Below are 25,296 nucleotides of genomic sequence, written 5' to 3'. Positions count from 1 at the left end.
TAAAAAAAATATAATATCATTTTAAAAATTTATACTTTGGTGATTGTATGTTTATAGATAATGTGAAATTAGTTTTAAGTTCAGGTAATGGTGGCAAAGGTGCTGTGAGTTTTCGCCGTGAAAAACATGTTCCACTCGGTGGGCCTGATGGTGGCGATGGTGGAAATGGCGGCGATGTATATTTTATATGTGATAATAATACCCATACGCTAGCGCACTTTAAAGGTAAAAAAGAACTTAAAGCACAAAATGGCCAGCCAGGCTTAGGTCGTAATAAAAACGGCAAAAGAGGGGAGAGTTTAGAATTAATCGTTCCTCAAGGCACTCAAGTAATTGACGCACAAAGTGGGGAAGTTTTGCTTGATATGTTAGTAGAGGGCCAAAAAGAATTATTTTTAAAAGGCGGTAAAGGTGGTCTTGGTAATACTCATTTTAAAAACTCTACTAATCAACGCCCAGATTATGCCCAACCGGGTGTGGCAGGAAAAACCTTAAGTGTGCGCTTAGAATTAAAACTCATAGCAGATGTTGGACTTGTGGGCTTTCCAAATGTAGGAAAATCCACTCTTATAAGCGTAGTATCTAATGCAAGACCTGAAATAGCTAATTATGAATTTACTACTTTAACTCCAAAACTTGGTATGGTTGAAGTAGATGATTATAATTCTTTTGTGATGGCAGATATCCCAGGTATTATAGAAGGTGCAAGCGATGGTAGGGGTTTGGGACTTGAGTTTTTAAGACACATAGAAAGAACTTCTTTTTTGCTTTTTGTGCTTGATCCATTAAGAGAAATGAGTTTAAAAGAGCAATTTTGTATTTTAAGAAAAGAATTAGAAAAATTTTCAAGCAAGCTTTATGCAAGAAATTTTGGCTTAATGCTTTCAAAAAGTGATAGCGTAAATTTAGGCGAAGAATTTGCACAAAAAATAGAAGATGATTATAATGAGCTAAAAGCTTATTTGCAAAGTCAAAATAATCCGCAATGTTTTTTCATCAAGGTTTCAAGCCTTGAAAAAACTGGACTTAAAGAGCTTAAATTTATGCTTTTAGAAGAAGTTAAAAAAATTAGAAATCAAAATAATCTTTGATGAGTGAAAATTTAACTATAGATTTTATCCAAGAATACATCAAGTCCAATTTTAAAGACTTGGTGTATAAATTTACCTATAAAGAGCATAGCTTTTTTTATAATCCCGATAGAGTTTTAAAAAACGGAGTTTATTTTTGTACTATTAAAGAAAACGATGGCATAAATGACAAAGCTTCGAATTTAAATAGAGAGGGTGTGTTTCGTCTAAGTTGCTCTCTTTGTGATCAAGATTACCAAAATCTTTTTGGTCAAAAACCTAAAAAAGCTTTAAAGGGTGAGATTGTTAGTTTAAATTATGATTTTTCTATGCTTGATCTTATCATGCCTCATCCAATTTATGCTTATATGGGATATATTTGTATTAACAATCCTTCAAGAAAAAATTTTGAAATTTTTAAAGATTATCTTGAGCTTTCATATCAAAAAGCTATAAAAACTTATAAAAAAAGGATAGTGGCATTATGAAAAATATCATTTTTATGGGAACTCCATCTTATGCAACTTGTATTTTAAAAGAGCTTGTTGATAAAGGGTTTAATGTCAAAGCTTTATTTACCCAACCTGATAAACCTGTGGGTAGAAAACAAATTTTAACCCCAAGTGATACTAAAAAATTTATTTTAGAAAATAATTTAAATATAGAAATTTTCACTCCAAAAAGCTTAAAAGATGAAAACATAACCAATAGAATAAAAAGCTTAAAACCTGATTTTATAGTTGTTGCTGCTTATGGGAAGATTTTGCCAAAAGAAATTTTAGATATTGCTCCTTGTATCAATTTGCACGCTTCCTTACTTCCTAAATATCGCGGGGCTTCGCCTATACAAAGTGCTATTTTAAATGGGGATAAAATAAGCGGGGTTTGTACTATGCTTATGGAAGAAGGACTTGATAGTGGTGCAATCTTAGAAAGTATAGAATGTGATATAGAAGGTAGAAATTCAGCTGAAGTGTTTATTATGCTTTCAAATTTAGCTGCTAAACTTACTGTTTCTACACTTTTAAATTTTGAAAAAATTATCCCAAAAAAACAAGATGAAAATTTAGTTACACATTGTAAAAAAATCAAAAAAGAAGATGGCTTGATTGCTTTAAATAATGCAAATGAAATTTATCAAAAATTTTTAGCTTTTACACCTTGGCCTGGAATTTTTTTAGAAAATGGTTTGAAATTTTTAGATATAGAATTAGTCGATAGTGAAAAAACTCAAAAATCAGGCGTGATTTTACAAATAGAAAAGGAAGGCTTTTTGCTTTCATGTAAAAAAGGTGTTTTAAGGATTAAAAATTTACAAGAAAGTGGAAAAAAGGCTTTAGACGCTAAGACTTATTTAAATGGAAAAAGGTTAAAACTTGGAGATAGTTTATTTTGATGAGCTTGAATCAACTCAAATTTATTTAAGTGATAAAATTCGTAGTGGAGAAATTACTAACAATACAGCCATTTGTGCTTTTATCCAAAGTGCTGGTATAGGTAGTAGGGATAATACTTGGCAGAGTAAGCAAGGAAATTTACATGTATCTTTTTGCATAAAAACTCAAGAATTAGCACAAGATCTTCCTTTGGCTTCTGCTAGTATATATTTTGCATTTTTAATGAAAGAAGTATTGCAAAGAAAAAATTCGAAAGTATGGATTAAATGGCCCAATGATTTTTATATAGAAGATAAAAAAATAGGCGGATTGATGAGTTCTAAAATCAATGATTTTTTGGTTGTAGGAATAGGGATTAATCTTAAATATGCTCCATTTAATGCTGAAATTTTAGATATAGAAGTAGATATAGCAAAACTTTTAAATGAGTATTTTTCTTATGTAGATGAGAAAATTTTATGGAAGAATATTTTTAGCAAGTATATGCTAGAATTTGAAAAATCAAGAAATTTTTTTATACATAATGAAGGTAAGATTTTATCTTTAAAAGATGCTTTGTTGTATAAAGATGGTTCTATATTGTTAGATAATAAAAGGATATATAGTTTAAGATGAGTGAGATAATAACTATTGCAAATCAAAAAGGTGGGGTAGGTAAAACTACTACCGCTATTAATCTAGCGGCTTCTTTAGCAGTAGCTGAAAAAAAGGTTCTTTTGATAGATATTGATCCACAAGCTAATGCTACAACAGGACTTGGTTTTAATAGAAGTAATTATGAGTATAATATTTACCATGTTTTTATAGGCAGGAAAAAACTTTCCGAAATTATTTTAAAAACTGAACTTCCACAATTATACTTAGCTCCATCAAATATTTCTTTGGTTGGAATTGAACAAGAAGTAGTAAAAGAAAGCGGAGAATATAGAACGATTTTAAGAGAAAAAATCAAAGAAATTGCTAAAGATTATGATTTTATTATCATTGACTCACCTCCTGCACTTGGAAGTATTACGGTAAATGCTTTTGCAGCAAGCGATAGTGTTATTATCCCTATACAATGTGAATTTTATGCGCTTGAGGGTGTTGCGATGGTTTTAAACACCATAAAATTTGTGAAAAAAACTATCAACCCAAAGTTAAAAATAAAAGGTTTTTTACCAACTATGTATAGCTCACAAAATAATCTTTCAAAAGATACTGTGGAGGATTTAAAGCAAAATTTCAAGCAAAAGCTATTTAGAACAGGTGATAATGAAGATGATTTTATTATCATACCAAGAAATGTAAAACTTGCTGAAAGTCCAAGTTATGGAAAACCTATTATACTTTATGATATAAAATCCCCAGGTTCAGTAGCATATCAAAATTTAGCACATTCTATATTAGGATAAAAAATGGCAAAAAAAAGTGCATTAGGAAGAGGTTTAAGTAGTATTTTGGCTGATATTGATGAGGTTTATGAAAAAGAATTAGGATCAAAAGAAGGCAAAATAGAAGAAATTGATATAGATTTAATTAGTCCAAATCCTTATCAGCCAAGAAAAAATTTTGATACACAAGCTTTAGAAGAGCTTGCGGGGTCTATTAAAGAATATGGTTTAATTCAGCCTATTGTAGTTTTTAAAAAAGATGAATTTGATTATATTATAATAGCTGGCGAGAGAAGATTTAGAGCATGTAAGCTTTTAGAAAAAGAACAGATTAAAGCCGTAGTTTTAAATGTGGATGATATAAAATTACGCGAGCTTGCTTTGATTGAAAATATCCAAAGGGAAAATTTAAATCCTATAGAATTGGCACATTCTTATAAAGAATTATTGGAAATTCATGACATAACTCAAGAAAAATTAGCAGATCTTATTCACAAGTCAAGACCACAAATTGCTAATACCTTAAGACTTTTAAATTTAAATGAGCAAACGCAAAATTTCATTATAGAAGGTAAAATTTCACAAGGTCATGCAAAAGTTTTAGTAGGACTTGAAAAAGAAGAAGAAAAAATGATAGTTGATACTATCATAGGTCAAAAACTTAATGTAAGAGATACAGAAAAACTGATTAAAAATTTTAAAAATTCAAATAATTTAGAAAAAAATACAAATTTAAATAAGCAAAATCAATCTATATTAAATTTAAAAGAAAAAATAGAATCTTTTGGATTTAAGACAGTGGTGAAAGATTTAAAAATTATTGTTAATTTTTCTGACGAAAATGAGATTTTAAAATTTTTAAAAATACTAGATTAAATATGCTTTTAGGTATATTTTGGTATAATTGCGCGTTTTATTTAGATTTATTTAGGAGTATTAATGTTTAATGATGTACATTTTTCCATCATGATAGCTACTGGTGTCATTTTTTTGCTCATGATAGCAATTTTAAATTCTATACTCTATAAACCTTTGATTAAATTTATGGATTCTAGAGATTTGACCATTAAAAATGACGAAGAAAAAATGAAAAAAAATTCTGATGATGTTTCAAATGTAGAAAATGAGTTGGAAAAAATTCATATACAAACAAGAGATGAGATTAATCAAATCAAAGTAAAAGCAGTAGAAGAAGCTAAAATAAAACAAGAAAAAGAATTATCAATAAAGAAAAAAGAATTAGAAGAACAAATGCATGTTTTTCTAAAAAGTCTAAGAGAAAAAGAAAAAGAATTAAAAGAAGAGATGCGGTTAAAAATGCCAGAATTTAAGCAAAGCTTTAAAGATAGCTTGAGTAAAATTTAAGGAAGATAAATGTTGAAAAAAATTACATTATTATTGGTGCTTCCTTTTTATGCTTTTGCAGCAGGTAATGGAAGTGGTGAGTATGATATTATCCCAAGAGCAGTTAATTTTGTTTTGTTTGCTGCTATTTTATATTATTTTATAGCAACACCTTTAAAGAATTTTTACCACGGAAGAATTGCAAAAATTGCCTCTAGGATGAATGAAATACAAGAAAAACTTATTGCAAGCAAAAATCATAAATTAGAAATGATGAAAAAATTAGATTTAGCTAAACAAGAAGCAATTAATGCAGTTGCTCTTGCAAAAAAAGAAGCAGAAATCATTACAGATAAAATAGAAGCTGAAACAAAAATGGAGATTAAGGCTTTAGAAAAAACTTATGAAGAACATAAAGAATATGAAATAAGAAGAATGGAAAAAGAAGTTGTGCAAGCGGTTTTAGAAGAAATTTTTGAAGATCAAAGTTTACAGCTTCAGCAAAAAGAAATTTTAAATATCATGATGAAAAAGGTGTCTTGATGGAAAGTGTAATTGCAAAAACCTATGCAAAAGCTATATTAGAAAGAAAAGATTTTGAAAATTTTTATTCAAATTTATTACAACTTAGTTCAGCTTTTGCTTCTGATAAATTTGTAAGTATTTTAAATGCTTATGAGCTTAAACAAGAAAAAAAATTAGATTTTATACTTTCTTTATTAGATAATCCAAGTGATGCTTTTAAAAATTTTATGAGCTTAGTTGTTGGCAACAATAGAGAGATGTTAATTCCAAGCATTACTAAAGAATTGAGTGAACAAAAAGCATTAAAAGAAAATGAATTTTTAGGGCAAGTTTATTCAAAAGAAAAATTAAGTGAAGAAGAAATTAAAAATTTAGAAGAAAAACTTAGTCTTAAATTCAACGCAAAGATTAGATTAGATAGTAAAATAAGTGATAATGACAGTGTAAAAATTAGCTTAGATGGACTTGGTTATGAAATTTCATTTTCAATGCAAAGCTTAAAAGCTAAAATGAATGAATATATATTAAAAGCAATTTAAGGAGACTTGATGAAATTTAAAGCAGATGAAATTAGTTCTATTATAAAAGAAAGAATTGAAAAATTTGATTTTAATCTTGAAATAGAAGAAACCGGTAAGATTATTTCAGTTGCTGATGGTGTTGCTAAGGTTTATGGTCTTAAAAATGCTATGGCCGGTGAGATGGTTGAATTTGAAAATGGCGAAAAGGGAATGGTGCTTAACCTTGAAGAATCAAGTGTTGGTATTGTTATTTTAGGAAAGGGACTTGGCTTAAAAGAAGGAAGTTCTGTAAAAAGATTAAAAAAACTTCTAAAGGTTCCAGTTGGTGATGCGTTGATAGGCCGTGTTGTGAATGCTTTAGGTGAGCCAATTGATGCTAAGGGAGCTATTGAAACAAGTGAATATCGCTTTGTGGAAGAAAAAGCAAAAGGTATTATGGCTAGAAAAAGTGTTCATGAACCATTACATACGGGTATTAAAGCTATTGATGCTTTAGTTCCAATTGGTAGAGGACAAAGAGAGCTAATTATTGGTGATAGACAAACGGGTAAAACTACTGTTGCAATAGATACGATTATTAGTCAAAAAGGTAAAGATGTTATTTGTATTTATGTGGCAATTGGTCAAAAACAAAGCACAGTGGCTCAAGTAGTTAAAAAGCTTGAAGAATACGGCGCAATGGATTATAGTATAGTGGTAAATGCAGGTGCTTCAGATCCTGCTGCATTGCAATATCTTGCTCCATATACAGGTGTAACTATGGGTGAGTATTTTAGAGATAACTCAAGACATGCGTTGATTGTTTATGATGATTTGAGTAAGCATGCTGTTGCCTATCGTGAAATGTCTTTGATTTTGCGTCGTCCTCCGGGTCGTGAAGCTTATCCAGGGGATGTATTTTATTTACATTCAAGATTGCTTGAAAGAGCAAGTAAATTAAGTGATGAACTTGGCGCAGGAAGCTTAACAGCATTACCTATTATTGAAACTCAAGCAGGGGATGTTTCAGCTTACATCCCAACCAATGTTATTTCAATTACCGATGGTCAAATTTTCTTAGAGACAGATTTGTTTAACTCAGGTATTCGTCCTGCGATTAATGTTGGTTTATCTGTATCTCGTGTTGGTGGTGCTGCACAAATTAAAGCAACAAAACAAGTTTCAGGTACCTTAAGACTTGACTTAGCTCAATATAGAGAATTGCAAGCTTTTGCGCAATTTGCAAGTGATTTAGATGAAGCAAGTAGAAAACAACTTGAGCGTGGACAAAGAATGGTTGAAGTTCTAAAGCAGCCTCCATATTCTCCGCTTTCAGCTGAAAATCAAGTAGTGATGATTTATGCAGGAACTAAAGGATATTTAGATGATATTGCAGTTTCAAAAATAGGAGAATTTGAAGCAGCCTTATATCCATTTATTGAAGCTAAATATCCAGAAATTTTTGAGCAAATTAGAACTAAAAAAGCTTTAGATAAAGATTTGGAAGAAAAATTAGCTAAAGCGTTGAGTGAGTTTAAAGCAAACCATATATAAGGTTTTTAAATGTCTAATTTAAAAGAAATAAAAAGAAAAATAAAAAGTGTTCATAATACACAAAAGACAACTAATGCTATGAAGCTTGTCTCTACTGCCAAATTAAGAAAGGCAGAAGAGGCAGCTAAAAAGTCAAAAGTTTTTGCTCAAAAAATTGATGAAGTTTTATCTGAAATTGCATTCAAGATTAATCAATACGAAGGACTTGATGATAAACTTCCGTTTTTTAGAAAAAAAGACAATGTTGAAAAAATGGATATTATTTTCATTACTGCTGATAAAGGTTTATGCGGTGGTTTTAACATTAAAACTATTAAAACAGTAAATGAAATGCTTGAAGATTGTAAAGCAAAAAAAATCAAGGTAAGATTAAGAGCTATTGGTAAAACAGGTATAGAGTATTTTAATTTTCAAAATATTGAAATTTTAGAAAAATATTTAGACACAAGCTCTAGCCCTGATTATGAAAAAGCTTGTGCTATTATTAAAAATGCAGTTGATGATTTTATAAATGAAGTTACAGATAAGGTTGTAATTGTACATAATGGCTATAAAAATATGATTTCACAAGAAATTCGTATTAATGAATTATTACCAGTGCAAGCTATTGCGAGCAAAGAAGAACAAGAGTCTCAATCTTTAATGGATTTAGAACCTGAAGATGAAGAAATTTTAAATGATTTATTAAAAACTTATTTTGAATATAATATGTATTTTTCTTTAGTTGATTCTTTGGCGGCTGAGCATAGTGCAAGAATGCAAGCTATGGATAATGCAACCAATAATGCAAAAGCTAGAGTTAAACAACTCAATTTAGCTTATAATAAAGCAAGACAAGAATCTATTACCACCGAATTGATAGAAATTATCAGTGGTGTTGAGTCAATGAAATAAATTTAGGAGTGATGATGCAAGGTTTTATTTCTCAAGTTTTAGGACCAGTGGTTGATGTTGAATTTAAAGAATATCTTCCACAAATTAACGAAGCTATAATTGTAAATTATGAATTAGAAGGAAAAGAATGCAAGCTAGTGCTTGAAGTAGCTGCGCATTTGGGTGATAATAAAGTAAGAACTATCGCTATGGATATGACTGATGGTCTTGTTAGGGGTTTAACGGCTGTTGCGACTGGAAACCCAATTAGCGTTCCAGTGGGCGAAAAAGTACTTGGAAGAATTTTCAATGTAACAGGTGATTTGATTGATGAGGGTGAAGAGATCAATTTTGATAAACATTGGTCAATCCATAGAGATCCACCTCCATTTGAAGAGCAAAGTACAAAAAGTGAAATTTTTGAAACAGGTATTAAGGTAGTTGATTTGTTAGCTCCTTATGCAAAAGGTGGTAAAGTAGGACTTTTTGGTGGTGCAGGTGTTGGTAAAACCGTTATTATTATGGAGTTAATCCACAATGTTGCATTTAAACATAGTGGTTATTCTGTTTTTGCAGGTGTTGGTGAAAGAACTCGCGAGGGTAATGATCTTTACAATGAAATGAAAGAAAGTAATGTTTTAGATAAAGTTGCATTATGTTATGGTCAAATGAATGAACCACCAGGAGCAAGAAATCGTATTGCTTTAACAGGTCTTACTATGGCTGAGTATTTTAGAGATGAAATGGGACTTGATGTGTTGATGTTTATTGATAATATCTTTAGATTTTCACAATCAGGTTCTGAAATGTCGGCACTTTTAGGAAGAATTCCTTCAGCCGTTGGCTATCAACCAACTTTAGCTAGCGAAATGGGTAAATTCCAAGAAAGAATTACTTCAACTAAAAAAGGTTCTATTACTTCAGTTCAAGCAGTTTATGTGCCAGCAGATGATTTAACAGACCCTGCTCCTGCAACTGTTTTTGCGCATTTAGATGCAACTACGGTTTTAAATAGATCAATTGCTGAAAAAGGTATTTATCCAGCTGTTGATCCGCTTGATTCTACTTCAAGAATGCTTGATCCACAAATTATTGGTGAAGAGCATTATAAAGTAGCTCGTGGAGTACAATCAGTACTTCAAAAATACAAAGATTTGCAAGATATTATTGCTATTTTAGGTATGGATGAATTGAGTGAAGAAGATAAATTGATCGTTGAAAGAGCAAGAAAAATTGAAAAATTCCTATCTCAACCATTCTTCGTTGCTGAAGTATTTACAGGAAGTCCTGGTAAATATATTAGTTTAGAAGATACAATAGCAGGTTTTAAAGGTATTTTAGAAGGAAAATATGACCATTTACCTGAAAATGCTTTCTATATGGTAGGTGGAATTGATGAAGTTATTGAAAAAGCAGAAAAACTTAAGGCTTAATAATGGATAATTTAATACATATAGAGGTGGTAACGCCTCTTGGTATGATTTACAATGATAATGTAAAATCTATTGTTCTTCCTGGAAGTGAAGGTGAATTTGGTGTTTTAAAAGGACATGCATCTTTAATTTCTTCTTTAAGGGCAGGGATTATAGATATAGAAAAATCAGATTCTACTCATGAGTTAGTTGCTATTGATTCAGGTCATGCGAAAGTTTCTGAAACGAAAGTAAGCGTTTTAGCAAAAGGTGCTGTGTGGGTTGGAGGAAATAGTGATAGTGAAATAGCAAAAAGATTAGCAGATGCAAAAGATTTAATCAAATCTATGAGTAGTGATAGTGTTGCTTTAGCTTCTACTTTTGCTAAGATGGATAATAATGTAAGGCAAAAATAGTGGATTTTCAATCAATTTTTCATTTTTTTGAAAATACAAGCTTAATTACTTATATTGTATTGGCTTGGCTTTCGGTGTATTTTATACTTAGTTTTAGTATTTTATTTTCAAGATTAATGCTTATTAATAAATGGATGCAAGATGAAAGTCAGGCTTTAGAAGCTTTGATGAGAGGAGAGAGGGATTTAAGCCAAAGTGCATCAATTTTAAAAAAATGTATTGAGATTGATGAAACTAAGATGAATATTTATAAAAATTCTGTTGAAAAAAAAGCCACAATTGGATTAACTTGGCTTAGTATTATTGCTTCAACCTCTCCTTTTATAGGTCTTTTTGGTACAGTTATTTCTATACTTGAAACTTTTGGTGGTTTAGAAATGCAAAATTCTTTGAGTATTATTGCGCCAAAAATTAGTGAAGCTTTGGTAGCTACAGGTTGTGGAATTTTAGTGGCAATTCCCGCATATAGTTTTCATTTGATTATCAAACGCAAAGCTTATGAACTAATTAATATTTTAGATAGTGAGATAAAAGTATTAGTAAGTTCAGCAAAGGTTTAATTGATGTTTTTAGAAGAAAAACCCGAACTAAATATTACACCTTTAGTGGATATTATGCTTGTATTGCTTGCTATTTTAATGGTAACAGCACCAAGTATTACATATGAAGAAAAAGTTCAACTTCCTCAAGGTTCACAAAAAACTTCAAGTGCTCCAAATATCAAAAGTTTAATTATAACAATTAATGCAAAAAAAGAAATTTTTATAGGAAAAGATAAATTTAATTTTTTAAGTTTTGCGGATAATATGAATGCATTAAAAGTGCAATATAATACTCAAGAAACAGTTTTCATTAGAGCGGATAAGAATTTAAAATATGATGATGTAATGAGTGTTTTAAGAACAATGAAGCATTTGGGTTTTCAAAAAGTTGCTTTGCAAACTGAGTAAAAAATGGAAGAAAATTCTACATATAATTTTAAAGCTTTTACTTATGCGATTTTAGTTTATTTTTTTGTTGTTTTTTTAGTATTTTTTAAGTTAGTCGAATATAAGCCAAAAGCTATTGAATATACCAATGATCCCAATAGTTTTATTAATATAGAACTTGGAGATAGTATAAATCAAAATCAAGTAAATATGATACAAGAGTTACAAAAGGAAAATTTGCAAAGTTTATTTGAAGAGAATCTTTTGCAAAAATACACTACAAATAAAAATGTTAATACTCAAAATGTAGAACAACAAGCTAGTGTTTTCAATGAGTTATTTGGCAAAATAGAAGACTATCAAGAAGAAAAAACTACAAAAGTGCAATCTTCAATGCCATCGAAAAAACCCACTTTTACTCAAAGAGAAAAAATCAATGATTTTTCTAAGCAATTAAATGAAAATCTACAAATTAATCAAGAACTAGGACAATCTGTTATAGAACAAAAAATAGGAGTTTATGATCAATTTTTAGGTGCTGTTAGAAAACATCTTGAAGATAGATGGAGAATATACAATCCTAGTGGTAATTTAAGTATAGAAGTAGAATTTGTAATTGATAATAACGGATATTTTTATTTGTTAAGTACCACTAGTGCACATAGTCATAATTTTGATAAAAAGGCAAAAGAATTTTTACAAAATTTAGAAGGAAAATACATAACTTTACCTCCAAATGGTAAAATAAGAAAAATTAAAATGAAACTTAGTGATATAATTGAGTTTAAAACGGAGAAGTGATGAAAAAAATATTAGCGTTTTTATTTTTTTGTTCAGTATTATTTGGGCAAGATGCGACAATATCTGTTGTAAATAAAGGTATGCAATTACCTAAAATTTATATTAAAGATCAATCAAGATTGAATGATTTAGATCTTAAAAAAAGCTTTTATAATATGCTTGTTAATGATATAAAAGTGAGTTCAAATTTTGAATTAACTCAAGATGAAAAACAAGGTGATTATATTTTTTCTTATGTTTTAAATAAAAATGGTAAGCTTTTGGATATTGATGTTGAAATTTTAGCTGCAAATGAAACAAAAACGAGATTTTATGAGCAAATTCTTTCCATTGAAGAATATCCATTTTTAGCACATAGAAGTGTCGCTCAAATGAATAGAAAATTAGGTTTTGCACCGGTTGATTGGATGGATCATAAAATTTTAATAGCTAGAACTCAAGGTAATAAGCAAAGTGATATTTTGTTAGCAGATTATACTTTAACTTATCAAAAGATATTAATATCAAAAGGTTTAAATTTATTTCCCAAATGGGCAAATAAAGAACAAGATGCATTTTATTTCACTGCTTATGAAGATGAAATTCCAACACTTTATAAATATAATATGAAAAATAAAAACATCACAAAAATCATTGCTAGTAAGGGTATGATGGTTGCTTCTGATGTTAGCGATGATGGTAAAAAAATTTTACTTACTATGGCGCCAAAAGATCAGCCAGATGTGTATTTGTATGATACAGATACAAAAGATTTAAAACAGATTACAAATTATACGGGTATTGATGTAAATGGCAACTTTGTAGATGATGATAAAAAAATCGTATTTGTATCAGATCGTTTAGGTTATCCAAATATTTTTATGCAAAATTTAGATTCTAATTTAACAGAACAAGTAGTTTTTCATGGTAAAAATAATTCTTCAGTTTCTACCTATAAACATTATATGGTTTATTCTAGTAGGGAGGTAAATCAAAGTGGGGTTTTTAATCTTTATTTAATGTCAACCAAAAGTGATTATATAAGACAACTCACTGCAAATGGTAAAAATCTTTTTCCAAGATTTTCAAGTGATGGAGAAAGTGTAGTATTTATTAAATATTTAGGTTCACAAAGTGCCTTAGGAGTCATTAGAATTAATGCAAATAGGGCTTTTCATTATGGTTTAAAGGTGGGTAAAATTCAATCAATTGATTGGTAAAATATCAAAATTGTATTTTTTTTGTTATAATTAAACATGATTTTTAAATAAAAAAGGGGAAAAGCAATGAAAAAAATCATTTTTGCTTCAATTACTGCATTTGCTGTTATTGTAAGTGGTTGTGCTACAAAAAATACTAGTGTAAGCAGTTCAAGTAGTGTAGATGGATCAAAAGGTAGTGGTGGTTCTGATAGATTTGAAAATCTTGAATCTTTAAATTCTATTGCAAATGTGTATTTTGATTTTGATAAATTTAATGTTAGAAAAGATATGCAAAAAGTTGTTGCAGATAATGCTGAAATTTTCAACAAAGAAGCCGCGAATGCTGCAATTGTAGTTGAGGGAAACTGCGATGAATGGGGAACTGATGAATATAATCAAGCTCTAGGTTTAAAAAGAGCTAAAGCTGTTAAAGAATCTTTAGTAGCTCAAGGTGTTAGCGCAGATAGAATAAGCGTAAAAAGTTATGGAGAAACTAATCCTGTATGTACTGAAAGAACAAAAGCTTGTGATGCGCAAAATCGTCGTGCAGAATTTAAATTATCAAAATAAGTTTTAAATAAATGAAAATCAAATTATTATCAGTAGCTCTTTTAGGAGCTACTTTTTTATACGCTGAAATTTCAGCATTTGATGCAGGAAAAGTAGATACAAAAACACCTTATGGCTTAACTCAAAATGAAAAATTACAATACGAAAATCAAGAACGCTTAAAAGCTTTAAATGAATATTATACTAATTTGACTAGTAAGATAAATACTGCTGTAGAAAATATAGAAGGTTTACAAAGTGTAACCGAGGGTTTAAATGCTCAATATTCTAAAGCAAATACAAAATTACTTTCACTAGAAGAAAACTATCAAAATTTTGATGCAAATATCACAAAAGAAATTCAAAATTTAAGAGCTTATGTAGAAGAAAATAGGCAAATTCAAGAAAAAAATCACCAAGAAATTCAAAAAGTATTGAGCGAAATAACAACTTTGATCAATAAAATTAATGATGATTATGTTTCTAAAGAAGATATGAACCAAACCATAACTTTTTTTCAATCGGAAATAGCTAGAGTGCAAAATCAAACAAATAATATCCAAGTTGTTCCTATTGCTAGCGAAAGCAATAAAACACAAGAAGTCATTAAAGAAACAAATACGACTTTGGAAAAAGAAATTGTTCAAGCGAAAGATGATAGTTGGAAAAAACTGCAATCTAGCGAAATTTTAAAAAAAGCTATTGATGAAACCAATAAAAATCAATTTGATGATGCAAAAGAAAAATTTGAGCATTTAATTAGTATCCATTATAAACCTGCTAGATCTACTTTTTGGCTTGGAGAGATAAGATATAAACAAAAAGATTATGCAGGCGCTTTGGGATTTTACAAAAAAAGTTCTGCTATAAGCACCAAGGGTGATTATGTGCCAAAATTACTTTATCATACGGCTATTAGCTTAGATAAAGTTGGGGATCCAAAAAGTGCTAATAAATTTTACAAAGCTTTAAAGACAGCTTATCCTGATAGTCCTGAAGCAAAAGTTTCGCCAGATAGAAAATAAAAAAAGGAGATAAAATGGCTATAGAAAAAAATAGTGTAGTTTCAATGTTTTATGAGTTAAAAGATGCAAACACAAATGAAGTTTTAGAATCAAATATTTATGCTGAACCTATTTCTTTTATTTTAGGTAAGGGTCAAATTTTAGAAGGACTAGAAGAGGAAATTCAAAAACTTGATGCCCCATGTAATGCCGATATTGTGATAAAAAAAGAAAATGCTTTGGGTGAATATGATGCAAATGCATTGCAAACTTTACCAAAAGAACAATTTGCAGGGATTGATTTGCAAGTTGGTATGGAGCTTTTTGGCGAAGGCGAAGATGGTAATACAGTAAGAGTAATTGTTAGAGAAATTACTGAGAATGAAGTTACTATTGATTATAATCATGCTTACGCAGGAAAAGACTTGTTATTTTCAATTAATATTGTAGATGTTAGAGCTGCAAGTGAAGATGAAATTTTAACAGGAATTATTGCAGGTAGCAGAAGTTGTGGATGTGGTGGTGGAGGACATCATCATGATCATCATCACGGACATGGTGGTGGTGGATGTTGTGGTGGCCACGGACATGGTGGTGGCAGTTGCTGCGGTGGACACTAATGAATAGTGCATTTATTTTCCCAGGCCAAGGCTCTCAAAGTGTTGGTATGGGGCTTAGTTTTTATGAGAATTCACTTAAAGCAAGAGAATTATTAGATTGTGCAAGTGATTATTGTAAAATTGATTTTAAAAATTTGCTTTTTAAGGAAAATGAAAATTTAAATAAAAGTGAATTTACACAAATGGCCATAGTGTTAAACTCACTAATGGCTTATGAAGCTTTAAAAGAGCAAGCTAGTATAGAAGCTAAGTATAGTTTAGGCCATTCACTAGGAGAATTTAGTGCTTTAGCGACTCAAGGTGCATTTGACTTTTTAGATGTTATAGCACTTGTTAACAAGCGTGGCCAATTTATGCAGGAGGATTGCTCTAAAATCGAAGCTGGTATGATGGTGGTTTTAGGACTTGAAGATAAAGTAGTAGAAGAACTTTGCCAAAAGGCATTAAGTGAGCAAAAAAGTATTTTTGCAGCTAATTATAATTGTGAAGGACAGGTTGTAGTAGCGGGTTTAAAGCCTGATTTAGCTTCTTATGAGAGTGAGTTTAAGAATGCAGGAGCCAAAAGAGCTATGCTTTTGAATATGAGTGTTGCAAGCCATTGTCCATTATTAAAAAATGCGTCTTTAAAACTTACAAAAGAACTAGAGCTTGTGTTAAAAGATGATTTTAAAAGTGTAGTTTCAAATGTAAATGCAAAAATATATAGTGATAAAACTCAAGCTTTAACACTTTTAAGCGAGCAACTTATAAAGCCTGTTCTTTATAAGCAAAGCATTAAAACAATAGATAATGAAGTGGATTTTTATATAGAATTTGGTGCGAGCGTGCTAAAGGGCTTAAATAAAAAAATCACTCAAAAAGAAACTTATGCTTTAAGTAAAATAGAAGATATTGATGAAATTCTAAAGGTGATTAAATGAAAATAGCTATTTTAGGAGCTATGCCCGAAGAGGTTACTCCTTTACTCGAAACATTAAAAGAATATCAAACAATTGAATATGCAAATAATACTTATTATATTGCAAAATACAAAAATCATGAATTAATCATCGCTTATTCTAAGATAGGGAAAGTAAATTCCACTCTTAGCGCAACTATTATGATAGAAAAATTTAAAGCTGAACTTATGCTTTTTACAGGAGTGGCTGGTGCTTTTAATCCTAGTTTGGAAATAGGGGATTTAATCTATGCTACAAAATTAGCTCAATATGATTTAGATATTACAGCTTTTGGACATCCGCTTGGTTATGTTCCTGGTAATGAAATTTTTATAAAAACAGATGATAAGCTTAATAATCTTGCCATAGAGGTCGCTAAAGAACTTGGTGTTAAATTACAATCAGGTATTATCGCTACGGGTGATGAATTTATTTGTGATGAGAATAAAAAAGCAAAAATTAGAGAAATTTTTAACGCAGATGCTTGTGAAATGGAAGGAGCTAGTGTGGTTTTGGTATGTGATGCTTTAAAAATTCCATGTTTGGTTTTAAGATCAATGAGTGATAAGGCAGGTGAAAAAGCTGAATTTGACTTTGATGAGTTTGTAGAAAAATCCGCTAAAATTTCAGCTAATTTTGTTTTAAAAATTTGTGAGAAATTATGATAAATCTTAGCAAAAGACTAATCAGAGAAGTTGCAAAAGCAAATGCCAAGTTTTCCTTAATAGGAGATAATGATAAAGTTTTATTAGGACTTAGTGGCGGGAAAGACTCTCTAGCCCTAGCTCATCTTTTAAAGCGTATGCAAGCACATGCACCTTTTAAATTTGAACTTAAAGCAGTAACTTTAAGTTATGGCATGGGTGAAGATTACACCAAACTTCATAATCACTGCAAAGAACATGGTATTGACCATGAGGTTATTGATTCTAATATTTATGAAATTTCAGGTGATACCATTAGAAAAAATTCAAGCTTTTGTAGCTATTTTTCAAGAATGAGACGTGGTGCTTTATATACTTACGCCTTAGAAAATGGTTTTAATAAATTAGCCATAGCTCATCATTTAGATGATGCAGTAGAGAGTTTTTTTATGAATTTCATTTATAATGGTGCTCTTAGAAGTTTAGCGCCAAAATATAAAAGTAAAAGAGGTGTAGAAGTCATCCGTCCTTTGATTTTTGTAAGAGAAAGACAATTAAGGGAAAATGCTATTAATAATGAATTAGAAGTAATTGGTAATGAATTTTGTCCTGGTATGAAATTAAGTGAAAAAAATGTAAAATTTCCTCATGCTAGAGAAGAAGCTAAACAGCTTTTAGCAAATTTAGAAAAAGAAAATCCAAAATTATTTACGAGCTTAAAAACTGCATTTGAAAATATCCACACGGATAGTTTTTTCATGGTTAAGGATAATGACTAAACTTTTAATTATAGTTGATTATCAAAATGATTTTATCGATGGTAGCTTAGGTTTTGAAAAAGCTACCAAGATAAAAGATAATATTCTTACTCTTTTAAAAAATCATCAAGGTGATGTTGTTTTTACTTTTGATACGCATGATGAGAATTATTTAAAAACCCAAGAAGGAAAAAAACTGCCTATTTATCATTGTATTAAAGATACTTTTGGTTGGCAAATGCCAAGTGATTTTAATGTGTATTTAAAAAATGCAAAAAAAATCTTTTATAAGAATGCTTTTGGTAGTTTAGAATTGGCTAATTTTTTAAAACAAAATCATTATGAAAGTATAGAATTTTGTGGTTTGGTTTCGCATATTTGTGTATTTAGTAATATTATTTTAGCTCAAAGTGCCACGCCTAATTCTAAAATTATTTTACATAAAAATGCTACTGCAAGTTTTAATGAATCTTTAGAAAATAGTGCTTATGAAATTTTACAAGCTTATGGTATAGAGCTTTTATAGATGCAAGGCTTTATTTTGCACACTCAGAGCGTAAAAGATGAGGATTTGATTGTTTATCTTTTAAGCGCCAAAAAAGTTATTAAAAGTTATAGATTTTACGGAATGAGACATTCTAATATTCTAAATGGATATAAGATTGATTTTGAACTTGAGGAAAGTTCAAGATTTTTACCGCGCTTAAAAGATGTTTTACACATTGGATTTTCTTGGGTTTTAGATAGAGAAAAAATGTTTTTTTGGCAAGAATTTATCAGGCTTTTTTATTGGCATTTAAAAGATGTTGAGGAGATTGATAGTTTTTATTTTGAGCTTTTAGAAGATTGTGCTAAGCGTTTTGAAAAACAAGATTGCAAGCGTGTGATTGTGGATGCTTATTTAAAGATTCTAAGCTTTGAAGGACGCTTGCATAAGGATTTTATTTGCTTTTTATGTGATGAGTGTATAAAAGAAGATGTTGTATTGATAAGGGCTTTTTTGCCTGCGCATAAAAAATGTGCTTTTGGCTATGAGTTTAAAGCTAAAGATCTTGTGAGGTTTTATGAAAATTTTAATTCATCGCATTTTAGCGATGAATATATTGATAATTTATATAAAATCATTAAAGAGGGTTTTTAAGAGTAATATCATACATCATAATAGCCTCTTGTCTTAATTTTGCGATGATATTTGCACTATCAATATGTGTATTTTTTATAATAGCTTCCTTGCTATTTTTAATATCTTCAAGCAAATTTCCAAGTTGTTTTTGGGAGCTTTGTAAGCAAGTGCTTATACATTTTGGTTGTGTTTGTTGTAAAACTTGCTCGAAATTTAAACTTTGATTGTTAAGCTTTGAAGCATGTGCTGCTAGATTATTTGCACTTGTTCTAATGCCACCTAATGCTTTGTAAATCCCTTTTGAATTGATATGAGCTGCCATGAACCTTCCTTGTTTTATGGTATCTCTTCATTCATATTGCTTAGAATTTTACAAGCAAAAATCATTCCTTATTGAAAAATTCTTGCATATATTTTCGCATAATTTCTGCATCATTAATGCGATTAACACAATCTCTAAAATTTGAAGCATCTTCATAGCCTTTAGAATATTCATGTAAGTGCTTTCTAAATATGCTTATACCTTGTTCTTTGTAATGTTTTAGCATTTCTTCAAAATGTGTAAAGATGATTTTGTTTTTTAAAATTTTATCGATTTTTTTGCCAGTTTTTACCTCGTGAAATATCCAAGGTTTTCCTATGCTTGCACGCCCTATCATCAATGCATCACAATTTGTTATTTTAAAAACTTCTTTAGCATTTTCTGTGCTAATATCGCCATTTGCAACTAAAGGAATTTTGATATTTTCTTTAGCTAAAGCTATAGCTTCATAATCAGAATTTCCACTATACATTTGTTTTCTAGTGCGACCATGCATACTGATAAAATCTACCCCAGCATTTTCACATGCTTTAGCAATGGTAATAGGATCTTTTTTTTCAAACCCTAATCTTACTTTGACACTAGTTAGCTTTTTATTGCTTGTTTTTTTGATAAGTTCTAAAATTCTTTGCAATTTATCAAGATCTTGCAAAAGAGCACTGCCTGCACATTGTTTTATAACTTTATTTACAGGACAGCCGCAATTAAAATCAATCCCATCTATAAAATCAAAACGATTTAATATTTCTACCGCCCTTTGAATCACACTTTCATCCGAGCCTGCAATTTGAACTATATAAGGATTTTCAAGTTCAGCTTTTTCTAACATTTTAAGAGTTTTTGAGCTTTCATACACTAAAGCATTAGAACTTATCATCTCACTAATTGTTACATCAGCCCCAAATTGTTTAACTAAATTTCTCAAAGGCAAGTCTGAAAAACCTGCCATAGGAGCTAAAAACAAAGGTTTTTTACTAAAATCTATCATTGTATAAATTTTTCAAGTTCTATTTTTTTATTATGTTCTCTTAAAAAGAGCAAGAGTCTAAAATCCTTATGTTCGTTTTGATCATTTCCTAATTCATTAAGCAATTCATCATACATACCAAATTCTGCTAAAGTATAAAGATAAGCTCTTAAAGCTTGAGAATGACTATCTTTTAACTTTTTAAATAAAGCAATTAATATTTGAGGCTCTATTTTTTTACAAAGTATTTTTGTGCATTGTAAATATGACTTATCATCTAAGGTATTCATGCTAAGCAAAACTTCGATTTCAGCATGATTTAATTCCAAATTTTCTTTTTCAAATCTATCCAAAAGTAATAAAATATCATCTTGATTTTTTTGTATTTTTAGTGTTTTAATTTGGCTATAAGGTGCATTATCTAATACCATTTTATAAGCAAAATTTTCTAATTCATTTGTCAGAATTTCTTTATTTTTAATAAAAGAAAAAGCATAGTCATTATCTTTTTGGAAGTGATTTTTTTCATTTAAAATGAAAATTTCATTATGTGGATCGAGTTTGTATTTTTTTAATTCCACAAATTCCTTTTTGTCTAACTGCTCTAAAATATTTATAATATCATCTATTTTTGTATTTTGATTTTTTTCTTTAAAATAAAGAGCTTGAGTGTTTTTGGCTATATCTTGAAATTCTTGAGTTTTAAATTTAATTTTACTTATTTTTTTCAAAAATACATCAATTAAAAAATTTTCATAATTTTTGCTATCTTTAATAAGATTTTTGTATTGTAAATGTTTTAAAAAACCATAAAAGCTCATATGTAATAAAGCTAAAATCATCAAAATAAATGCAGGTAAAATTACCCATAAGCTGATAGGTAAATTTAGCTCAAAAGTAGAAATTGTGAAAGTGTAATTTCCCAAATTTAGATTATAAACTAAGGCTGCTACGATTAAAAGATAAACTAAACTTGCAAAGAAAAATAATTTTACTTTCATAATTCTTTCCTTTTTTCTAAGTTTTCACGACAATTTATACAATATTTTGCGTGAGGTTTTACTTTGAGTCTTTCAGGATGTATATCTTCATCACAATACTCACAAATTCCATAAGTATTGTTATCTATTTTGCTTAATGAATGTTTAATTTCTTCTAATTCTGTTTTTAAATTTTCATTGATTTTTAAGTCAATATGTGAGCTGTTGTCAATTTGTTGTAAATCAACTTCATCTCTTGGTTCACTATCTTGCAGATCATGGATATTGTCTATATTACCTTGAAGTTCTTGTAAAATTTCTTTTTGTCTTTGAAGTAATATATTTTTAAATTCTTCAAGATTTAACTCTTGCATAAATGCTCCTATTTGTGGTATGGATGATTTGTATTAATACAAAATGCACGATAAATTTGTTCTAAAAGCATAGTTTTAGCAAATTTATGCACTAAAGTCATTTTGCTAAGAGCTATGCTTGTATGCATTTGTGCGATGAATTCTTTTTCAAGGCCATAAGCACCGCCTATAAAAAAAGAAATTTCATTTTTATCTTGTAATAATTTAGCAAATTCTACACTTGTAAGCTCTTTACCATTTTCATCTAAAGCTATGCAAAAACCTTTTTTATAAGGATTTAGCGCGTTTGTATAAGATTTTTTTGCTTCTATGGTATTGGTATTTTGTGCTAAATTAATTTTACTGTTAAAAATACAAATATCATTAAAATTGCAAAATTTTTTGATGAGCTTGGTGTAGTGCTCATCTATTTTACTGAATTCATTATTATTGTTTTTTTGAATGCTTAAAAGATTAATATGCATTTTTAATTTTTAGAAAAAAATCTTAAAAAATCTGCTATAAATTTTTTATGTTCACTTCTTTCTACAATAGCATCAATTAATCCATGTTCAAGTAAAAATTCGGCCTTTTGAAAGCCTTCTGGTAAATCAGTACCTATAGTTTGTTTGATAACTCTAGCTCCTGCAAAACCTACTAGGGCACCAGGTTCAGCCATAATGATATCTCCAAGCCAAGCAAACGATGCACTCACTCCACCCATAGTTGGATCAGTTAAGACAGAAATATAGGGAAGCTTTTCTTCTGCTAATAGCTTTAATGCCGCACTTGTTTTGCTCATTTGCATTAAAGAATAAGTGCTTTCTTGCATTCTAGCTCCACCACTTGCACTCACTATAACAACAGGAGTTTTTTTTTCAATCGCTCTTTCAATCGCTCTAAGAATTTTTTCACCTTCTACTGAGCCCAAACTTCCACCCATGAAAGAAAAATCAAAAACAACTAATTGAGTTTTAATGCCATCTATATTGCACTCGCCGCTTATTATAGCGCTTTTTCTTCCTGTTTTTTCTTCATTTTCTGCTAATCTTTTTTTATATGATTTACTATCAACAAATTTAAGCGGATCAATCGCATGTAAATCTTTATCCATTTCTACAAAAGTATCTTCATCACTAAGTAGCTCGATGCGTTTTAAAGGATTTAATCTCATATGAAAATTACATTTAGGACAAACATTATAACAAGTTTCTATTTCTTTATAATACATTAACGCATGGCAAGAATTACATTTTACCCAGTGATTTGGAGCTTCGCTTGGAGCGGCTTGTTTGCGTCTTATACTAGAAAAAATATCTAAAAAATTCATTATCTCTACCTAAAATAAAATTTCAAAATTATAGCAAGATTTTAGTATTTTTAAAATCTTGCACCCAACATAAACTCGAATTTGCTTAAGTCGTCTTTTGAATTAGTGTTAAATGGTTTAGCAAAAACTAAATTTAAAGCACCTAGTGGGGTTAGCCACTCAAAGCCAACACCTGTACTCCATCTTTGAATTTGACTTAAAGAACTCTCACCTATGGCACCATAGTCAAAAAATACACTTCCTCTTAGCTTGATTCTATCAAAGATTGGAAAACTAAGCTCTACAGAGTTAGCAAAAGCCACTGTACCACCTGTTTCATCACCCCATTCGTTTTTAGGACTCACGCTTCTTCTATCAAAACCTCTAATAGTTCCTATGCCTCCAAGGTATAATTTCTCATTGATAGGTAAATAACCTTGATCCCATACCTTATAAAAACTTGCTTTATAGCGATAAATCAAATCCCAACCTATAAATTCTTCTAAGCCTTGATAATAATTAAATTTAGTAGTAGAGCTTATAAATTCTTGATCTCCACCTAAGCCTGCATATTCAAGTGAGGTTGAAGCGATAAAACCTGATCTTGGTAGATAATAATCATCTGTATTGTTAAATACTATTGAAGGAGTGATAGAACTTTTGTAAGTTTTTCCAAGTTTATATCCTTGAGCGATTAAGCGATCACTCAAATGATAAATATCACTTTGCTCAAGATTGTAAGTTAAATCTATGCTTGTGTATCTTCCCAAAGTTTTACCAACACTTATATCAAAACCATAGTTTCTCTCATCATAACTATCCCATTCTAAACGATCTGAATATAATGATCCTCCAAGAGAATAATCACTATCATTTACTCTAGGATTTCTTAAAGATATTCTACCTGAAAGTGTATCATCGCCTTTGTCTATACTTACACTTCCTTTCATGCCAGAGCCTAAGATATTTGCATCAGATAATGAAGCACTAAGTAAAATTCCATCACTAGTTCCATAACCAATACCACCTGAAATAGCTCCAGTTGAAGCTTCTTTGACTTCTACTATCAAATCAATATGTGTATCATCTACTCTTTGTTCTTTAATATCTACATTTTCAAAATATGCAGTTCTTCTTAGAGCATTTCTTGAGTCTATTAAATCAGTTCTATTATAAAGATTGCCTTCGGTTAGATAAAGCTCTCTACGAATAACCCTATCAACTGTTTTAGTATTACCTGAAATTTCAACATTTCTAACATATACTTTTTCATTAGGTATGACTTTAAAAATAATCACAGCTTCATGGTTTTCTTTATCTTTTTGTATATCAGGTATAACCTGTACAAAAGCATAACCCAAATCAGCCGTCTTTGTTTCTATAGTTTTTATATCTTCTCTTAGTTTTTCTATATTAACTATTTTTCCAACACTTAATTTTAAATCATTTACTAAAGCTTCATTTTCTTCATCACTAAAAATAGGATTAAAAATTTTAATCCCTTTAACTTTATAAACCTCACCCTCGTTGATAAAATAAGTTAAATCAGCTTGATAAGTATCTGTATAAGTATTTAAAAAAGCAGGAGATACGCTTACATCAAGATAACCTTCTTTTAAATATACATCTGAAATTCTTGAGCTATCATTTGCAAGATCAAAGATTTTAAGCTTACCATCGTTAAAGCCCCACATCCAGCCTAGGGCTTCTCTTTGTTTATTTGCTACCGCAGGTTCAATATCTGAATAACTTAAATTTTTTGCACCACTTAAATGTACTTTTTCTATGATGATATTTTCCCCACGATTTACAACAAAAGTAAGTTTTAATGAGCTTGAATTACTTAATTTTTCATCTTTGATTTCTACAACAGTATCATAAAAACCTTTGGCTTGATAAAAAAGTTTGATTTTTTCAGCTGCGTCTTTAGCTGAATTTTCATCATATAAAATTCCAGGTTTTAAACCAACAAGACTTTCTATTTGTTTTCTATCATTACTTGCTATACCTTGAATGTCTATTTTTCCAATGGAAGGTTTTTCTATTACTTTAAAAATTAGTACCCCATTTTTTTCTTCTACTACTATATCTTTAAAATAATTTCTATCAAAAAGGTTTTTAATTGCTGTATCTATACTAGCAGGATCGATTTTTTGTCCTATTTTTAATTTAGAAATCGCAATAGCACTTTCTTTAGAAAGTTGCGATAAGCCTTCAAATTTTATATCTTTAATCGTAGCTGCACATAAAGAACTTGAGAGTGCAAAGAAAACAAACCATTTTTTCATCATTTTACCTAAATTTTTATATACAAAACCGTTATAATACCAAAATATTTTTAACTAATGCTTTTT

32 protein-coding genes are annotated in these 25,296 nt (G+C 29.7%); 25 read left to right on the top strand and 7 right to left on the bottom strand.

Going from position 1 to position 25,296, the window contains the following annotated elements:
- Positions 1 to 47: 47 nt before the first annotated feature.
- From obgE to recO, 25 genes are all read left to right on the top strand, one after another.
- Positions 48 to 1,091 (top strand): GTPase ObgE, encoded by a 1,044-nt coding sequence (gene obgE, locus L8W69_RS07425; protein WP_263666802.1) that lies wholly within the window; start codon positions 48 to 50, stop codon positions 1,089 to 1,091.
- Positions 1,091 to 1,558: a DUF6194 family protein gene (locus L8W69_RS07420; protein ID WP_263666801.1), complete on the top strand. Its 468-nt coding sequence runs from the start codon at positions 1,091 to 1,093 to the stop codon at positions 1,556 to 1,558. The genes obgE and L8W69_RS07420 overlap by 1 nt, the downstream gene beginning before the upstream one ends.
- Positions 1,555 to 2,466: a methionyl-tRNA formyltransferase gene (gene fmt / locus L8W69_RS07415; RefSeq protein WP_220566508.1), complete on the top strand. Its 912-nt coding sequence runs from the start codon at positions 1,555 to 1,557 to the stop codon at positions 2,464 to 2,466. The genes L8W69_RS07420 and fmt overlap by 4 nt, the downstream gene beginning before the upstream one ends.
- The gene (locus L8W69_RS07410) at positions 2,447 to 3,082 is read left to right on the top strand and encodes a biotin--[acetyl-CoA-carboxylase] ligase (protein WP_220566507.1); all 636 of its coding nucleotides are present in this window, start codon (positions 2,447 to 2,449) and stop codon (positions 3,080 to 3,082) included. The genes fmt and L8W69_RS07410 overlap by 20 nt, the downstream gene beginning before the upstream one ends.
- Positions 3,079 to 3,861 carry a ParA family protein gene (locus tag L8W69_RS07405; protein WP_012660935.1) on the top strand — a complete coding sequence of 261 codons (783 nt, stop codon included), beginning with the start codon at positions 3,079 to 3,081 and terminating at the stop codon, positions 3,859 to 3,861. Before L8W69_RS07410 ends, L8W69_RS07405 begins: the two co-directional genes overlap by 4 nt.
- Positions 3,862 to 3,864: 3 nt before the next feature.
- On the top strand, positions 3,865 to 4,716 hold the full coding sequence (locus L8W69_RS07400) for a ParB/RepB/Spo0J family partition protein (protein WP_263659714.1): 852 nt from the start codon (positions 3,865 to 3,867) through the stop codon (positions 4,714 to 4,716).
- Positions 4,717 to 4,779: 63 nt separating this feature from the next.
- On the top strand, positions 4,780 to 5,205 hold the full coding sequence (locus L8W69_RS07395) for a FoF1 ATP synthase subunit B' (RefSeq protein ID WP_263661938.1): 426 nt from the start codon (positions 4,780 to 4,782) through the stop codon (positions 5,203 to 5,205).
- A gap of 9 nt (positions 5,206 to 5,214) precedes the next feature.
- A complete protein-coding gene (locus tag L8W69_RS07390; RefSeq protein ID WP_263659715.1) occupies positions 5,215 to 5,727 on the top strand; it encodes a F0F1 ATP synthase subunit B in 513 nt (170 codons plus the stop codon).
- On the top strand, positions 5,727 to 6,248 hold the full coding sequence (locus L8W69_RS07385) for a F0F1 ATP synthase subunit delta (RefSeq protein WP_133319669.1): 522 nt from the start codon (positions 5,727 to 5,729) through the stop codon (positions 6,246 to 6,248). Before L8W69_RS07390 ends, L8W69_RS07385 begins: the two co-directional genes overlap by 1 nt.
- 9 nt (positions 6,249 to 6,257) lie before the next feature.
- On the top strand, positions 6,258 to 7,763 hold the full coding sequence (gene atpA, locus L8W69_RS07380) for a F0F1 ATP synthase subunit alpha (RefSeq protein ID WP_133319668.1): 1,506 nt from the start codon (positions 6,258 to 6,260) through the stop codon (positions 7,761 to 7,763).
- Between the two features lie 9 nt (positions 7,764 to 7,772).
- Positions 7,773 to 8,657 carry an ATP synthase F1 subunit gamma gene (gene atpG / locus L8W69_RS07375; protein ID WP_263666800.1) on the top strand — a complete coding sequence of 295 codons (885 nt, stop codon included), beginning with the start codon at positions 7,773 to 7,775 and terminating at the stop codon, positions 8,655 to 8,657.
- Positions 8,658 to 8,671: 14 nt separating this feature from the next.
- Positions 8,672 to 10,069, top strand: coding sequence for a F0F1 ATP synthase subunit beta (gene atpD, locus L8W69_RS07370; RefSeq protein WP_133319666.1), 1,398 nt, complete (start codon positions 8,672 to 8,674; stop codon positions 10,067 to 10,069).
- A gap of 2 nt (positions 10,070 to 10,071) precedes the next feature.
- A complete protein-coding gene (gene atpC, locus L8W69_RS07365; protein WP_133319665.1) occupies positions 10,072 to 10,464 on the top strand; it encodes an ATP synthase F1 subunit epsilon in 393 nt (130 codons plus the stop codon).
- Positions 10,464 to 11,024, top strand: coding sequence for a MotA/TolQ/ExbB proton channel family protein (locus tag L8W69_RS07360; protein ID WP_220566504.1), 561 nt, complete (start codon positions 10,464 to 10,466; stop codon positions 11,022 to 11,024). Before atpC ends, L8W69_RS07360 begins: the two co-directional genes overlap by 1 nt.
- Entirely contained in the window at positions 11,025 to 11,414 is a 390-nt protein-coding gene (locus L8W69_RS07355) for an ExbD/TolR family protein (protein WP_133319663.1), read from the top strand.
- Positions 11,415 to 11,417: 3 nt separating this feature from the next.
- On the top strand, positions 11,418 to 12,194 hold the full coding sequence (locus L8W69_RS07350) for a TonB C-terminal domain-containing protein (protein ID WP_263661936.1): 777 nt from the start codon (positions 11,418 to 11,420) through the stop codon (positions 12,192 to 12,194).
- Complete coding sequence (gene tolB, locus L8W69_RS07345) at positions 12,194 to 13,393, top strand: Tol-Pal system protein TolB (protein WP_263661935.1); 1,200 nt, start codon at positions 12,194 to 12,196, stop codon at positions 13,391 to 13,393. Before L8W69_RS07350 ends, tolB begins: the two co-directional genes overlap by 1 nt.
- Positions 13,394 to 13,459: 66 nt before the next feature.
- Positions 13,460 to 13,945: a peptidoglycan-associated lipoprotein Pal gene (pal, locus tag L8W69_RS07340; RefSeq protein WP_133319660.1), complete on the top strand. Its 486-nt coding sequence runs from the start codon at positions 13,460 to 13,462 to the stop codon at positions 13,943 to 13,945.
- A gap of 11 nt (positions 13,946 to 13,956) precedes the next feature.
- The gene (locus L8W69_RS07335) at positions 13,957 to 14,949 is read left to right on the top strand and encodes a tetratricopeptide repeat protein (protein ID WP_263661934.1); all 993 of its coding nucleotides are present in this window, start codon (positions 13,957 to 13,959) and stop codon (positions 14,947 to 14,949) included.
- 14 nt (positions 14,950 to 14,963) lie between these two features.
- The gene (locus L8W69_RS07330) at positions 14,964 to 15,548 is read left to right on the top strand and encodes an FKBP-type peptidyl-prolyl cis-trans isomerase (protein WP_263666799.1); all 585 of its coding nucleotides are present in this window, start codon (positions 14,964 to 14,966) and stop codon (positions 15,546 to 15,548) included.
- Positions 15,548 to 16,468, top strand: a complete 921-nt coding sequence (fabD, locus tag L8W69_RS07325) for an ACP S-malonyltransferase (protein WP_263659719.1) — start codon at positions 15,548 to 15,550, stop codon at positions 16,466 to 16,468. Before L8W69_RS07330 ends, fabD begins: the two co-directional genes overlap by 1 nt.
- The gene (locus L8W69_RS07320) at positions 16,465 to 17,151 is read left to right on the top strand and encodes a 5'-methylthioadenosine/adenosylhomocysteine nucleosidase (protein WP_263666798.1); all 687 of its coding nucleotides are present in this window, start codon (positions 16,465 to 16,467) and stop codon (positions 17,149 to 17,151) included. The genes fabD and L8W69_RS07320 overlap by 4 nt, the downstream gene beginning before the upstream one ends.
- A complete protein-coding gene (locus tag L8W69_RS07315) occupies positions 17,148 to 17,909 on the top strand; it encodes an ATP-binding protein (RefSeq protein ID WP_039627820.1) in 762 nt (253 codons plus the stop codon). The genes L8W69_RS07320 and L8W69_RS07315 overlap by 4 nt, the downstream gene beginning before the upstream one ends.
- Entirely contained in the window at positions 17,902 to 18,414 is a 513-nt protein-coding gene (locus L8W69_RS07310; protein WP_133319654.1) for a cysteine hydrolase family protein, read from the top strand. Before L8W69_RS07315 ends, L8W69_RS07310 begins: the two co-directional genes overlap by 8 nt.
- Positions 18,415 to 19,029, top strand: coding sequence for a recombination protein RecO (gene recO, locus L8W69_RS07305; RefSeq protein ID WP_133319653.1), 615 nt, complete (start codon positions 18,415 to 18,417; stop codon positions 19,027 to 19,029).
- Here the strand turns inward: recO and L8W69_RS07300 are convergent.
- From L8W69_RS07300 to bamA, 7 genes are all read right to left on the bottom strand, one after another.
- A complete protein-coding gene (locus L8W69_RS07300) occupies positions 19,013 to 19,333 on the bottom strand; it encodes a hypothetical protein (protein ID WP_039617382.1) in 321 nt (106 codons plus the stop codon). The genes recO and L8W69_RS07300 overlap by 17 nt on opposite strands.
- Positions 19,334 to 19,394: 61 nt before the next feature.
- Positions 19,395 to 20,321, bottom strand: a complete 927-nt coding sequence (locus L8W69_RS07295) for a tRNA dihydrouridine synthase (RefSeq protein ID WP_220566496.1) — start codon at positions 20,319 to 20,321, stop codon at positions 19,395 to 19,397.
- Entirely contained in the window at positions 20,318 to 21,301 is a 984-nt protein-coding gene (locus L8W69_RS07290) for a hypothetical protein (protein WP_263661932.1), read from the bottom strand. Before L8W69_RS07290 ends, L8W69_RS07295 begins: the two co-directional genes overlap by 4 nt.
- A complete protein-coding gene (gene dksA / locus L8W69_RS07285; RefSeq protein WP_133319649.1) occupies positions 21,298 to 21,654 on the bottom strand; it encodes an RNA polymerase-binding protein DksA in 357 nt (118 codons plus the stop codon). The genes L8W69_RS07290 and dksA overlap by 4 nt, the downstream gene beginning before the upstream one ends.
- Positions 21,655 to 21,662: 8 nt before the next feature.
- A complete protein-coding gene (locus L8W69_RS07280; protein ID WP_263661931.1) occupies positions 21,663 to 22,118 on the bottom strand; it encodes a 23S rRNA (pseudouridine(1915)-N(3))-methyltransferase RlmH in 456 nt (151 codons plus the stop codon).
- Positions 22,119 to 22,120: 2 nt separating this feature from the next.
- The gene (gene accD / locus L8W69_RS07275; RefSeq protein WP_263661930.1) at positions 22,121 to 22,963 is read right to left on the bottom strand and encodes an acetyl-CoA carboxylase, carboxyltransferase subunit beta; all 843 of its coding nucleotides are present in this window, start codon (positions 22,961 to 22,963) and stop codon (positions 22,121 to 22,123) included.
- Positions 22,964 to 23,013: 50 nt separating this feature from the next.
- The gene (gene bamA, locus L8W69_RS07270) at positions 23,014 to 25,230 is read right to left on the bottom strand and encodes an outer membrane protein assembly factor BamA (RefSeq protein ID WP_263661929.1); all 2,217 of its coding nucleotides are present in this window, start codon (positions 25,228 to 25,230) and stop codon (positions 23,014 to 23,016) included.
- Positions 25,231 to 25,296 lie beyond the last annotated feature (66 nt).

The organism is Campylobacter sp. CNRCH_2016_3089 (genome assembly GCF_025772505.1).
Classification (GTDB): Bacteria; Campylobacterota; Campylobacteria; order Campylobacterales; family Campylobacteraceae; genus Campylobacter_D; species Campylobacter_D lari_D.
The sequence above is the reverse complement of the archived record's forward strand: the minus strand, read 5'-3'. Positions and strand labels throughout refer to the sequence as shown.